This window comes from Winogradskya consettensis, assembly GCF_018332715.1.
Lineage (GTDB): Bacteria > Actinomycetota > Actinomycetes > Mycobacteriales > Micromonosporaceae > Actinoplanes > Actinoplanes consettensis.
In genome coordinates, this window is sequence record NZ_BOQP01000034.1 from 97,458 (window position 1) to 111,070 (window position 13,613).

Consider the following 13,613-nt stretch of genomic DNA (forward strand, 5'->3'; position numbering starts at 1 on the left):
ACCTGGGTCACCCCGGGCTCGCTGCGTTGGGATTCACAGCCGCGGGATGGGGAAGATGAACGACGGCGTAAAAGTTGAACGTAACGTTTGGGTCGTTTGTCGAAGGGACACCACGTGGCACAGCTGAGGGCCGCCGGCCTCTGGCCAACTCCCCGGCGCATTGCCACCCTGTCGGTGCATACCTCGCCGCTCGAGCAACCGGGCACGGGCGACGCGGGCGGGATGAACGTCTACATCGTCGAGGTCTCCAAACGGCTCGCCGCCTGGGGCGTCGAGGTGGAGATCTTCACCCGGGCCACCTCCAGCGACCTCCCGCCGGTGGTCGAGATGGCGCCGGGCGTGCATGTGCGCCACATCACCGCCGGGCCGTTCGAGGGCCTGTCGAAAGAAGAGCTTCCGTCGCAATTGTGCGCGTTCACCAATGGTGTCCTGCGTGCCGAGGCGGCTCACCCACCGGGCTACTACGACCTCATCCACTCCCACTACTGGATGTCGGGTCAGGTCGGCTGGCTGGCCCGGGAGCGCTGGGGCGTGCCGCACGTGCACACCGCGCACACCCTCGCGAAGGTCAAGAACAGGCTGATCGCGACCGGTGATCGTCCCGAGCCCAAGGCCCGGGTGATCGGTGAGGAGCAGGTCATCACCGAGTCGGACCGGCTCGTGGCCAACACCCGCTTCGAGGCGCAGGACCTCGTCACTTGTTACGACGCCGACCCTACGAAGCTCAGCGTGGTGCAGCCCGGCGTCGACCTCGGCCGGTTCCGGCCGAGCTCGGGCGATCCGGCCACCGCCCAGGCGGCGGACCGGCGGCGGCTGGGCCTGCCGGAACGCGGCCACCTGGTCGCCTTCGTCGGGCGCATCCAGCCGCTCAAGGGCCCCGACGTGCTGATCCGCGCGCTCGCCGCCGATCCGCTGCGCGAGACCGACCTCACCGTCGTCATCTGCGGCGGCCCCAGCGGCAGCGGCCTCGACCGCCCGACCTCGCTGATCGAGCTCGCCGCCTCGCTCGGCGTCTCCGACAAGGTGCGCTTCCTGCCGCCGCAGACGGGCGAAGCGCTCGCCGCGCTCTACCGGGCCGCGGACCTCGTCGCCGTCCCGTCCCACAACGAGTCGTTCGGGCTCGTCGCGGTCGAGGCGCAGGCCTGTGGCACGCCGGTGGTCGCCGCGGCGGTCGGCGGCCTGGTCATGGCGGTCACCGACGAGGTCAGCGGGGTTCTGGTCAACGGGCACGACCCGGCCGACTGGGCCCGGGTCCTCGACGACCTGCTGCGCAGCCCGGCCCGGCGCGCGCGGCTGTCGCTGGGCGCCGTCCAGCACGCGGCCAACTTCTCCTGGGACCGCACGGCCGACGGCCTGCTGCGCGTCTACCGCGAAGCCGTCTCCGAGCACCGCGCGCTGATCGCCGCCCGTCTGGCAGGCTCCTACTCGTGGTGAACGACATCGGCACCCTCATCGAACGGGTCTGCGCGGAGCGGGAGCTGCCCTGCGACGCGACCGGCGCGTCGTCCTGGGTGGTGACCATCCCGGGCACGCACAAGCTCAAGACGGCCTGCAACCTCATCGTGGGCGAGCACGCGCTGCGTGTCGAGGCGTTCGTCATGCGCCACCCCGACGAGAACAGCGAGGAGTTGTGGGCCTGGCTGCTGCGCCGTAACGCCCGCATGTACGGCGTCGCGTTCTCGATCGACGCCGCCGGTGACGTCTACCTGACCGGCCGGGTCAACCTCAAGGGCCTCGACGAGGACGAGCTGGACCGGCTGCTCGGCGCGGTCCTGACGTACGCCGACGAGTCCTTCGACCAGATGCTCGAGATCGGCTTCGGCACGGCGATCCGCCGCGAATGGGAGTGGCGCGTCAAACGCGGCGAGTCCCTGGCCAACCTGCAGGCCTTCGCCCACTTCGCCGACCCCGAGGGCAAACAATGATCCAGGCCGAGACCGTCGAGGCCGAGTTCATGTACGCGTACGAGTCCGGCGTTTCCGGCTCGCCGCTCGACATCACCACCGCGCGGATCGGTGGCGGGGTGGCGCTCGCGATGCGCAACGACCCGGCGGGCGGGTACTGGAACAAGGCGCTCGGGTTCGGCGTCACCGAGCCGGTGACCCGGGAGGTCGTCGGTGCGGTTGTCGAGCACTTCCGGGCGTACGGAAACGGTCGTGCCGTGATCCAGATCGCGCCGTCCCTGCTGCCACCGGATTGGGACGACATCAAGGCCGCGTACGGGATCACGAAGGGTACGTCGTGGATGAAGCTCGGCGCCCGGGCCGACGCCATCGAGGCGGCGCCGACCGATCTGCGGATCGCCCCGGTGACGCCACGGGACGCCCGGGAGTGGGCGGCGGTCGTGCTGGAGACGTTCGGGATGCCGGCCGGCGGCCTGACGGAGATGCTGGTCGCGTCGGTGGAGCACCCGAGTTTCCACCCGTTCGCGGCGTGGGACGGCGACCGGATCGTGGCCGCGGCGAACCTCTTCGTGCACGACGGGATGGCGTCGCTCAACACCGGCGCCACCGTGCCCGGATATCGCGGCCGGGGTGCGCAGTCGGCTCTGATCGCCGCTCGCGCCGACGTTGCCCGCAAGGCCGGCTGCGAATGGATCGGCGCCGAGACCGGAGTGCCCGCCGAGGGTGCCCGTAATCCGTCGCTGGAGAATCTGCGCCGGCTGGGCCTGCGTGATCTCTACATCCGCGACAACTGGATCTGGACCCAAAAATAGGACAGTCCAGAAATAAGGACGGCCCAGAAATAAGGACGGCCCGGAAACAAAGGCCGGCCCAGAAGGTTGCCGGCCCACAAAGAAGCCGGCCCACAAGTGAAGGCCGGCCCACAGACGAAAGCGCCGGCGGCGGCGGGCGACACCCATCCCCATAGGCGTCGCCCGCACTAACCGCCGGTCTCGGGTCGCGCCGTCCCCCAACGGCTGATGCCACCCGTCCCCGAACGCCGATCCGCGGCGATCCCGAAGGATCAACCCGTTCCCCGAACTAACGGCTCGGCGTCCATCGACCACGCTAGTTGGGGCCGTCAAGGGCCACAAGCCAGTTGGCTGTCTGCCATCTGTCTGAACCGTCACAGAAGGCAACTCCGGCCTCACGGATGATGCGCAACTCGCCCGTAAGGCCAATTCCCGGCAAAGCCCTGGACGGGCTCAGCAAAATCGCGGCACGGCCGAACGGGGGTGAGAAGACCCGAACGACGACGCCAGGAGCACCTATGGCCCAGCCCGCCCCTCAGCTCGAGGCGGATGCCGCCCTCCAGCAAGCCTCGTTGAACCTGCTGATGCACGAGCGGCTCATCGCCACCGTCAATGCGCGCTCGGGCGTCGTGGTCGCGGCGAACGAGCGGTTCTACGACCTGGTCGGCCGCGACGAGTCGGAAGTTGTCGCGAAGCGGCTGAGCGATATCTGGAACACCTCGGCCTCCTCCGTCGACCGCCTGCTCGACGCGGCCCGCGGTGGTGAATACCTCGAACAGCTGGTCGAGGTGGTCGACAGCTCGGACCGGCACAAGTGGCTGCGACTGAACTGCGGCCCGGTCGCCCCCGCACCCGGCGCCAAGGTGTCCGACGGTCAGATCGTCCTGGTCACCGGGTACGACATCACCGAGGACCGGCGGCAGGTCACCGAGCTCAAGGGCAAGTACGCCGCCATCGATCGCTCCCAGGCAGTCATCGAGTTCGACCTCGACGGCATGATCCTGACGGCGAACGAGAACTTCCTGGAGCTGATGGGTTACTCGCTCGGGGATCTGGTCGGCCAGCATCACCGCATCCTCTGCGAGGAGCGGTACGCCGAGAGCCAGGAATACCAGGCCTTCTGGGAGCGCCTGCGCATCGGCGAGGTGGAGAACGGCGAGTTCAAGCGGGTCGGCAGGGGCGGCCGGGAGGTATGGATCCGGGCCAGCTACAACCCGATCTTCAACCTGGACGGCAAGCCGTACAAGATCGTCAAGTACGCCATGGACGTCACCGAGACCAAACTGCGCAACGCGGAGTACGAGGGCAAGGTCAACGCCATCGGCCGCTCGCAGGCGGTCATCGAGTTCGACCTGTCCGGCGTGATCCTCTCCGCCAACCAGAATTTCCTGAACACGATGGGCTACACCCTCGACGAGGTTCTCGGGCAGCACCACCGGCTGTTCGTCAGCGAGGAGGAGGCCCGCAGCGCCCAGTACCGCAACTTCTGGCAGGCCATGGCCCGCGGCGAGTTCGAGTCCGGTGAGTACAAGCGGGTGGCGAAGAACGGCCGCGAGATCTGGCTGCAGGCCTCCTACAACCCGATCTTCGATCTGGACGGGCGGCCGTTCAAGGTCGTCAAGTACGCCTCCGAGGTGACCGAAGCCAAGATCAAGAGTGCCGAGTACGTCGGGAAGGTCACCGCCATCGGCCGCGCCCAGGCCACCGTGGAGTTCGATCTCGACGGCAGGATCATCGACGCCAACGAGAATTTCCTCAGCGTCGTCGGCTACAAGCTCGACGAGATCCGCGGCCAGCATCACCGGATCTTCATGGAGGCCGAAGCCGCCCGCAGCGCCGAGTACCAGCGGTTCTGGGAGCGTCTGGGCCGCGGTGAGTACGAGGCCGGCGAGTACAAGCGGATCGGCAAGGGCGGCAAGGAGGTGTGGCTGCTCGCGTCGTACAACCCGATCTTCGATCTGGACGGCCGGCCGTTCAAGGTCGTGAAGTACGCCACCGACGTCACCGAGGGCAAGCTGCGCAACGCGGAGTACGAGGGCAAGGTCGACGCGATCGGGCGTGCCCAGGCCGTGGTCGAGTTCGACCTCAAGGGCAAGGTGCTCAACGCCAACCGCAACTTCCTCGACACCACGGGGTACGCCCTCGACGAGGTGCGCGGCCAGCACCACCGAATGTTCGTCACCAAGGACGAGGCGGCGTCCCCGGAATACCTGCAGTTCTGGGAGAAGCTGGGCCGCGGGGAGTACGACTCGGGCGAGTACAAGCGGGTCACCAAGGGCGGCCGGGAGATCTGGCTCCAGGCGACGTACAACCCGATCCTCGACCTGGACGGCCGCCCCTACAAGGTGGTCAAGTACGCCACGGACATCACCGAGGCCAAGCTGCGCAACGCGGAGTACGAGGGCAAGGACGTCGCGATCAATCGCGCCCAGGCGGTGATCGAGTTCGATCTCGAGGGCCAGATCCTGATGGCGAACGAGAATTTCCAGCGCACGCTCGGCTACTCGGCACGCGAACTCGTCGGCCAGCACCACAGCATGCTGTGCTCCGGCGACTACGTGACCTCCGCGGAGTACCGCGACTTCTGGCTGCGGCTGCGCAAGGGCGAATACCTCACCGGCCGGTTCCACCGGATCGGCAAGTTCGGGCGCGACGTGTGGATCCAGGCCACGTACAACCCGATCTTCGACATGCAGGGCAAACCGTTCAAGGTCGTCAAGTACGCCCACGACATCACCGACCAGGTGCAGCTGGAGCAGTTGCTGTCCTCGAAGACCCGGGAGATGAGCCAGTCGATCAGCGAGCTCACCGGCTCGATCGACGAGATCGTGGTCAGCGCCCGGCAGGCCAGCTCGCTGGCGGGGGAGACCCAGCACAACGCCCAGGAGGGCTACGAGGAGCTGCGCAAGTCCATCGAGGCGATCGACCTGATCGAGAAGTCCTCGGACCAGATCGCGGCCATCGTCAACGTCATCGGGGAGATCGCCAGCCAGACCAACCTGCTGGCCTTCAACGCCTCCATCGAGGCGGCCCGGGCCGGCGAGCACGGCGTCGGGTTCTCCGTCGTCGCGGGTGAGGTGCGCAAGCTGGCCGAGCGCTCGTCCGAGGCGGCCCGCGAGATCACCACGCTCATCCACGAGTCGGCGCAGCGGGTCGGGCAGGGTTCCACGGTCTCGCACCGCGCCCAGAGCGCGTTCGGTCAGATCCTCAAGAGCGTCGCCTCCACCAGCGAGTCGATCACGCGGATCGCGGACTCCACCCAGCTGCAGCAGAAGGCGTCCCGCTCGGTCAACCAGCTGATCAACGACCTGATCGGCACCGACGCCGCGATGGCGCCGGAGGGCACCCAGGTCACGTCATGAGCAGCATCGAGGCCCTCTACGGGGTGTTCAACACCGGCCGGGTCCGGGTCGCGCTCCCGCTGGACGAGCTGCGCGAGGTCATCATGCGGCCGTCGAGCTTCACCGCGCTGCCGGTCACCGCCGAAGGCCTGCTCGGTGCGGTCAACCTGCGTCATGTCGTGATCCCGGTGCTGGACCTGTGCCGGCTCGCGGGCTACGAGGAGACCGACGAGTTCGGCAAGGTCATCGTCATCGTCTCCCGCGGTGACCAGCTGTTCGGCCTGCTCGCCGAGGAGATCGAGGGCGTCACCCGGATCACCGAGGAGGCCCTGCTCGAGACGTCGGTGGCCGGTGACCGGCCGGCGCTGTTCTCGCACACGTTCGAGCGGCCCGAGGACGGCGAGGTGGTGTCGCTGCTCGACGCGCAGGCCATCTCCCAGCTGCCCGGTGTACCGGTCGTGCGGGACAGCGGGACGCGTGGCACGGGGATCGAGCTCGGGGACATCAACAGCGACAACTCCCGGCGTACGGTGCTGCTGTTGCGGTGTGGTCCGATCGGTCTCTGCATCGACGTGGGGCATGTGCACTCGGTCATCCCGCAGCTCACCGTGCATCCCTCGCCGTTGGACGGTGGCACGTGCCGGGGCGTGGTGCACCTGCACGACAAGGCGGTGCCCGCCGTGGACCCGCTCCACATGCTGGGGCTGGGCAGCGTCCCGGACGACGGGAATCTGCGTGGGCTGGTCATCGCCCTGCCCCGGGGCCTGGTCGTGCTGACCGTCTCCGACATCGCCGACATCGCGTCCGTGCCGGTCGGGGACGTGCTGCCGCTGCCACCGGTCGGGATGCGCAAGGACGGCTTCCTCACCGGGGTGCTGCGGATCGAGTCGGGCGACCAGCACCTGTTGCTCGACGGCGAGGCGCTGCGTGCCGACGCGGAGCTGGATGCCCTGAGCAACCTGGGGGTGTCCCTGCCCGGCAAGGAGCACGTCGCGCCGCCGGCCTCGGTGACCAGCAAGGTCGCCGAGGAGAGCGAGGGCCCCGACGGGCGCCGGGTCGTCCCGAGCGTCCGCAAGTTCCTGACCTACAACGTCGGGATGGAGGCGGCCACGCCGCTGGGCCAGATCACCGAGATCGTGCCCTACCCGCAGCACGCGATCGCCCTCGACGGCGGCGGGCCGCTGCTCGGCATCTTCACGCATCGCAGGCTCTCGGTCCCGCTGCTCTCCCTGCCGGCCCTGCTCGGCATCTCGGAGCCACCCGACCCGGCCACCGCCCGGGTCCTGCTGATCGACGCGCCGACCGGGGAGCTGCTCGGCTTCGTCGTGCCCGCGCTGCACGCCATCGAGGACTCGGTCTGGGAGGAGAGCGCCCAGAAGGAGCACGCCGATCCGAGCGCGATGCTCCAGCGCGGTCCCCTGGTGAAGATCGGAACCGAGGCTCAGGGGCGGCTGCTGCCCAACATCGACCTCACCGAGCTGGCCGCGGCTGAACTGGTGGCGTGACGTCCTCCTCGTGCCTGACCTCCGTCGCGACCGGTGCCGGCATCGCGCTCGGCTCAGGGCTCTGCAGCTCCCGGGCGCGACGCTCCCGGGCCGGCCCCGACAACAACTGACCCACGGCGACCAAGCCGCCGATCGCCGCGCAGGAGAGCCATAGCGCCGTATTGCCGGCGTGCTGCTGGACGAAGCCGCCGACGACCGGGGCGAGCGCGCCGGCCGCCGACCACGACAGCGAGTTGACGCCCACGTAGCGCCCGCGCAGCAGCGACGGAGACAGCTCGGCGACCAGGGCCGAGTTGGACGGGGTCTGCAGCATCTCGCCGAGCGTCCAGATCACCACGGTGACCACGTAGATCGAGACCGTGCCGGCGAACGCGTTGAGGCCGAAGCCGGCACCCATGACGAGCGTGGCCAGCGCGAGCACCCGGGACCGGTTGTGCCCCTCGACCAGCTTGGGGATGAAGAGCTGCCCCAGCACGATCATGATGCCGTTGACGGCGATCACCCAGCCGTATGTCGCCGGGCTGAGGCCGTCGGAGGCCATCGCGATCGGCAGCGTCGACATGTGCTGCATCATCACGAGGACAATGAAGAAGTTCAGCGCCAGGAAGCTCACGAAGACCCGGTCCCGGAAGACCGTGCCCAGCCCCGGGCCGCCGCGCACCCGTCGCACCGCCGCCCGGACCGGTCGCGTCTCGGCCAGGAAGATCAGGCTGATCACGGCCGTGATCAGTGTCGTGCCGGCGTCGACCACGAAGAGCAGCAGGAAGTCGAACTTGGCGGCGATGCCGGCCAGGACGGCCGAGGTGGCGAATCCGAGGTTGATCGCCCAGTAGTTCAGCGAGTAGGCCCGCACCCGGTCCTTGTCCGGTACGACGTCGATCATCATCGCCTGGAACGCGGGCCGGACGCCCTCGGCGAACGTACCCAGCAAAAACGTGCCGATGATCAGCTGCCAGAAGCCCTGCGCGAAGCCGAGCGTCAGCATCAGCACCGCCGCACCGAACTGGGCGGTCAGCATCGTCGGCCGGCGGCCCCAGCGGTCGGCGAGCACCCCGCCGGTCAGCGTGCCGGCCGCGCCGCCGACGCCGTAGGCGCCCAGTACCAGGCCGGCCGAGCTCGGGGTGAAATGCAGGTCCTGGGTCAGGTAGATCGCCAGGTAGATGACGACGAACGAACCGAGGCGATTGATCAGCGTCCCGGTCCAGAGGAACCAGAACTGCCTCGGCAGCCCGCCGGCCGCTTCCCGCAACCACCCGCGCACGTGGTGACCCCCTGTGTTCGTGTAAGTACCGATAAACCTGGCAGGACTTACACGCTAGTGATCTACGCCCCGGCGCGCAGCCCGGTTTTGTTGTGGTGGCCGCCACCCTGCAGGGTCGGCGCACGTCGCGCATCGTGCTGGGGCAGGATGGAGGTCATGACTGGGACTCTTGTGCTGCTGCGCCACGGCGAGAGCGAGTGGAACGCCAAGAACCTCTTCACCGGCTGGGTCGACGTCGACCTGAACGCCAAGGGGGAGACCGAGGCCCGCCGAGGCGGCGAGCTGCTCAAGGAGCAGGACCTGCTGCCGGACGTCGTGCACACCAGCTTGCTGCGTCGCGCGATCCGGACCAGCGAGATCGCACTGCACACCGCCGACCGCCACTGGATCCCGGTGAAGCGGTCCTGGCGGCTCAACGAGCGGCACTACGGCGCGCTGCAGGGCAAGGACAAGAAGCAGACCCTCGAACAGTACGGCGAGGAGCAGTTCATGCTCTGGCGCCGGTCGTACGACGTCCCGCCGCCCCCGATCGAGGACGGCAACGAGTTCTCCCAGTTCGCCGATCCGCGCTACGCCGCCCTCCCGCCGGAGCTCAAGCCCCGCTCCGAGTGCCTCAAGGACGTCCTGCTCCGCGCGCTGCCCTACTGGTACGACGCGATCGTCCCCGACCTGATCGCCGGCAAGACGGTGCTGGTCGCGGCGCACGGCAACTCGCTGCGCGCGATCGTCAAGCACCTCGACCAGATCTCCGACGAGGCCATCGCGAAGCTCAACATCCCCACGGGTATCCCGCTGCGCTACAACCTGGACGACGCCCTGCGCCCCCTCAACCCCGGCGGCGAGTACCTCGACCCCGAGACGGCCAAGGAAGCCGCTGCCGCGGTCGCCAACCAGGGTCGCTGAGGTTTCACAAAAAGCCGGGATGCCCCGTGGCATCCCGGCTTTTGCGTGTCTTCGGTCAGGCTTCCTGAGCGGTCACCGGCTGACCGGTGATCAGGTAGATCATCTGCGCGCCGGAGTTGACGGCGTGGTCGGCGTAGCGCTCGTAGAAGCGGCCCAGCAGAGCACCGTCGATCGCGGTCTCGGCGCCGTAGGGCCAGTCGTCGGCAAGCATGACCTTGAAGAGCTCACGCTCCAGGTCATCCATCGCGTCGTCGTCCTTGTCCAGCTCCGCTGCCAGGTCGGCGTCGGGCGTGGCGAGGACGGTGGCCATCTTCTCGGCCATCCGGTCCGCGACATCGCCCATCTGGCGGAATACCGGGCGCAGCTCGGCGGGCACGGCCGGCGACGGGTGGCGGCGCAGGGCGGTCTTGGCGACGTGCTCGGCCAGGTCACCCATCCGCTCGAGGTCGGCGGAGATGTGCAGGGCGGTGATGACCATCCGCAGGTCGGAGGCGACCGGCGCCTGGCGGGCGATGGTGTCGGCCACCTTCGTCTCCACCTGGGTGTAGAGCTCGTCAACTTCGGCGTCACGGGCCAGGACGGACTCGGCGGCCTCCCGGTCGGCGGTCAGCAGGGCGGTGGTCGCCTTGCGAAGCGCAGCGCGCACCGCCTCTGCCATGGTCACCAGCAGGCGACTGACCTCGGTGAGGTCGGCCTGGAACTCCTCGCGCATGTTGTAATCCCGGGGTCGTGGGCCGCCCGCCGGTGCGGCAGGCAGCCGTGGTGAGCAGGGCTTGCATGGGTGCTGCAGGGGTCACGCTATGAGGGTCCGGCGGCGTGGACGTGAACGGCGGTGAACGACGCCGGACCGGGTGATGAACATTCTTCGAAGCGCGCCGGATTTGTCCGGTTAGCCGTACGGTCCAGGTAAACAATGACCCTACGATCGCTGCGTGGACACGGTGCTCGGCATAGCCCTTCTTCTCATCGCGCTCGCCGTCGGTGTGGCGGCAGGGCTGTTGCTGTCCCGCATCGGCAGGTCCGGCTCGCCCGAGCGAGCCGCCGACCCGACGCCGTCCAAGCCGATCGAGGGGGGACGAAAGATCGACACCGAGGATGAGCGCGGCGGGAAGTCCGGGCTCAAGGGCCTGGGCCGCAAGAGCCTCGACTCGCTAAGAGTAGGCGTGGTCGTGCTCGACGGCGAGGATCAACCCGTTCTCGTCAACCCCGCCGCACGGGCGATGGGGCTGCTCCGCTCCGGCGGCGCCCCGGGCACGATCGCCGCGCACCCGATTCTGCGTACGCTCGCGGGGCAGGTCCGCCGCACCGGGGTCCGCCGCGAGGTGGAGCTCGATCTGCCCCGCGGCCGGGCCGGCAGCGCCAGCGCCCCGCTCGGCCTGCACCTGCGCGCGGTCGCCCTCAACTCGACGCACGTCGCGGTCGAGGCCGCCGACGTGACCGAGTCGCACCGCCTGGCCCGGGTCCGGCGAGACTTCGTGGCGAACGTGAGTCACGAGCTCAAGACCCCGATCGGCGCGCTGCAACTGCTGGCCGAGGCGCTGCTCGACGCCACCGAGCTGCCCGAGACCCCGCCCGAGGAACGATCGGAGGACCTGATCGCCGCCCGGCGCTTCGCCGAGCGGATCCACCACGAGTCCGCGCGGATGGGCCGGCTGGTCAACGAGCTCCTGGAGCTCACCCGGCTGCAGGGTGCGGAACCGCTGCCGACGCCCGAGCCGGTCGCCCTGGACTGGGTCATCGCCGAGGTCGTCGACCGCACCCGCACCACCTCGTCGGCGAAGAACATCGAGGTCGTCTATACCGGGCCGAAGGGTGCCACGGTGTACGGCAGCGACAGCCAGGTCGCCACCGCGGTCACCAACCTGGTGGAGAACGCGATCGCGTACTCGGGTGAGGACACCCGGGTCGCGCTCACCATGCGTCAGGACGAGGACTGGATCGAGATCGACGTCACCGACCAGGGCATCGGCATCGCGCCGCACGACGTCGACCGGATCTTCGAGCGGTTCTACCGCGCTGACCAGGCACGATCCCGTTCCACCGGCGGCACGGGGCTCGGCCTGGCCATCGTCAAGCACATCGCTACGAACCACGGTGGCCGGGTCGCGGTCTCCAGCACACTTGGTGGTGGTTCGACATTCACACTGCGCCTACCGGCGCGACCCCCGGAATCCCCGCTGCCGTTACCGGCGGCTATTGAGATCGAGTCCGGCGCGGCCGGACTTCCTTCGGCCTGACGGCCGGCGGAGTAGGAAAGGAACCCCCATTGGCTCGCGTGCTCGTGGTCGAGGATGAGGAGTCGTTCTCCGACGCCCTGTCGTACATGCTCCGCAAGGAGGGCTTCGAGGTATCGGTCGCTGCGACCGGCACCTCGGCGCTGACCCAGTTCGACCGGACCGGCGCCGACATCGTGTTGCTCGACCTGATGCTGCCCGAGATGTCCGGCACCGAGGTGTGCCGTCAGCTCCGGCAGCGCTCCGCCGTACCGATCATCATGGTGACCGCCCGGGACAGCGAGATCGACAAGGTCGTCGGTCTCGAGATAGGTGCCGACGACTACGTCACCAAGCCCTACTCGCCCCGCGAGCTGGTCGCCCGAATCCGGGCGGTCCTGCGCCGCCAGGGCACCGAGGCCGCCGAGGTGACGACGCCGACGCTGGCGGCGGGCCCGGTCCGGATGGATGTGGAACGCCACGTCGTGACGGTTGACGGCGCCGGGGTGCAGTTGCCGCTGAAGGAGTTCGAGCTGCTCGAGCTTCTGCTGCGCAACGCCGGCCGGGTCCTGACCCGCGGTCAGCTCATCGACCGGGTCTGGGGAGCCGACTACGTCGGCGACACCAAGACGCTGGACGTGCACGTCAAGCGGCTGCGGTCCAAGGTCGAGCCGGAGCCGTCGGCGCCGCGCTACATCGTGACGGTGCGTGGTCTGGGCTACAAGTTCGAACCGTGATCGTCATGTGAAAAAACGGGGGCACCGATCGGTGCCCCCGTTCTTCGTCACGGTCAGATGGGCGGGGTCGCCGGTTCCTTGCCGCCGGGCTGCTTCGCCGCGGCGATGGCCCTCGCGGCCACGGTCGCCGGGTGCTCCGCGACGAGACCGGCCGCCAGCCGGGCAGCGCACAACCGGGAGAGCTCGTCGTACGCGTCCTGGCCGACCAGCGCGATCAGCTCCGGGCCGTACGACTGGTACATCGGCTCGGTGCCCACGTGCGCGTCCGGTGAGGACGTGCACCACCAGTCGAGGTCGTGCCCGCCCGGGCCCCAGCCGCGCCGATCAAACTCGGTCAGCGTCGAGAGCAGGTACTTCGTGCCGTCCGGCCGCTTGGTCCAGTCCTGTTCGCGGCGCACCGGGAGCTGCCAGCAGACGTCCGGCTTGTAGGTCAGCGGGTGCACCCCGTCGCGCAGCGCCTGGGCGTGCAGCGCGCAGCCACCCCCACCGGCGAAATCGGCGTCGTTGAGGAACACGCACGGACCGTCCGCGGACTGGGTGGCCGTGCGGCGGGCCGGTTTCGACCCGTCGATCGTGTCCATCTCGGTGTAATTCTTGAACCCGCGCCGGTAGTGCTGCCAGGTCTCGGGCGTCAGCTTGGCGGCCGCGCTCTTCGTCCTGGTCTCGTCGTCGGCGTCGGTGAAGAACGCGCCGTGCGAACAACAGCCGTCCTGCGCGCGGCCCGCGATGATGCCGTGACACGCGGACCCGAAGACGCAGGTCCAGCGGGACAGCAGCCAGGTCAGGTCGGCGCGGACCACGTGCTGGTCGTCGGCCGGGTCGGTGAACTCGATCCATTCGCGAGGGAAGTCGAGTTCGACCTCTCGGGCGCGGGCGGCGGCCGCGTCATCCATCACGATGCGAAGCTGGGTGCGGCGACTCACCTGGCACAGCGTACGCGCGTCTGCCCTGCACAACC

Annotated in this window: 11 protein-coding genes; 8 read left to right on the plus strand and 3 right to left on the minus strand. The window is 68.9% G+C overall.

The features are described from left to right. Nucleotides 1-96: 96 nt before the first annotated feature. The 5 genes from mshA (at nt 97) to Aco04nite_RS29340 (ending at nt 7,541) form a co-directional block, all read left to right on the plus strand. Nucleotides 97-1,434, plus strand: coding sequence for a D-inositol-3-phosphate glycosyltransferase (gene mshA, locus Aco04nite_RS29320; RefSeq protein WP_213000478.1), 1,338 nt, complete (start codon nt 97-99; stop codon nt 1,432-1,434). Beyond that, nucleotides 1,431-1,925, plus strand: coding sequence for a type III secretion system chaperone family protein (locus tag Aco04nite_RS29325; RefSeq protein WP_213000615.1), 495 nt, complete (start codon nt 1,431-1,433; stop codon nt 1,923-1,925). Before mshA ends, Aco04nite_RS29325 begins: the two co-directional genes overlap by 4 nt. Next, nucleotides 1,922-2,716 (plus strand): GNAT family N-acetyltransferase, encoded by a 795-nt coding sequence (locus tag Aco04nite_RS29330; protein ID WP_213000479.1) that lies wholly within the window; start codon nt 1,922-1,924, stop codon nt 2,714-2,716. The genes Aco04nite_RS29325 and Aco04nite_RS29330 overlap by 4 nt, the downstream gene beginning before the upstream one ends. Nucleotides 2,717-3,213: 497 nt before the next feature. Next, a complete protein-coding gene (locus Aco04nite_RS29335; RefSeq protein ID WP_244876386.1) occupies nt 3,214-6,057 on the plus strand; it encodes a methyl-accepting chemotaxis protein in 2,844 nt (947 codons plus the stop codon). Next, the gene (locus Aco04nite_RS29340) at nt 6,054-7,541 is read left to right on the plus strand and encodes a chemotaxis protein CheW (RefSeq protein WP_213000480.1); all 1,488 of its coding nucleotides are present in this window, start codon (nt 6,054-6,056) and stop codon (nt 7,539-7,541) included. The genes Aco04nite_RS29335 and Aco04nite_RS29340 overlap by 4 nt, the downstream gene beginning before the upstream one ends. Here the strand turns inward: Aco04nite_RS29340 and Aco04nite_RS29345 are convergent. Then, complete coding sequence (locus tag Aco04nite_RS29345) at nt 7,507-8,802, minus strand: MDR family MFS transporter (protein ID WP_213000481.1); 1,296 nt, start codon at nt 8,800-8,802, stop codon at nt 7,507-7,509. The genes Aco04nite_RS29340 and Aco04nite_RS29345 overlap by 35 nt on opposite strands. A gap of 156 nt (nt 8,803-8,958) precedes the next feature. On the opposite strand from Aco04nite_RS29345, the gene Aco04nite_RS29350 reads away from it, so the two are divergent. Continuing rightward, the gene (locus Aco04nite_RS29350; protein ID WP_203838159.1) at nt 8,959-9,705 is read left to right on the plus strand and encodes a phosphoglyceromutase; all 747 of its coding nucleotides are present in this window, start codon (nt 8,959-8,961) and stop codon (nt 9,703-9,705) included. 55 nt (nt 9,706-9,760) lie between these two features. Here the strand turns inward: Aco04nite_RS29350 and phoU are convergent, their stop codons facing one another. Further along, a complete protein-coding gene (phoU, locus tag Aco04nite_RS29355; RefSeq protein WP_213000482.1) occupies nt 9,761-10,417 on the minus strand; it encodes a phosphate signaling complex protein PhoU in 657 nt (218 codons plus the stop codon). A gap of 229 nt (nt 10,418-10,646) precedes the next feature. Between phoU and Aco04nite_RS29360 the strand changes: the two genes are divergently transcribed. Further along, nucleotides 10,647-11,942 (plus strand): sensor histidine kinase, encoded by a 1,296-nt coding sequence (locus tag Aco04nite_RS29360; RefSeq protein ID WP_244876400.1) that lies wholly within the window; start codon nt 10,647-10,649, stop codon nt 11,940-11,942. Between the two features lie 29 nt (nt 11,943-11,971). Further along, entirely contained in the window at nt 11,972-12,655 is a 684-nt protein-coding gene (locus Aco04nite_RS29365) for a response regulator (RefSeq protein WP_014447701.1), read from the plus strand. A gap of 53 nt (nt 12,656-12,708) precedes the next feature. Here Aco04nite_RS29365 and Aco04nite_RS29370 read toward each other — a convergent pair whose 3' ends face one another. Continuing rightward, nucleotides 12,709-13,548, minus strand: coding sequence for a DUF3109 family protein (locus tag Aco04nite_RS29370; protein ID WP_213000618.1), 840 nt, complete (start codon nt 13,546-13,548; stop codon nt 12,709-12,711). Between the last annotated feature and the right edge of the window lie 65 nt (nt 13,549-13,613).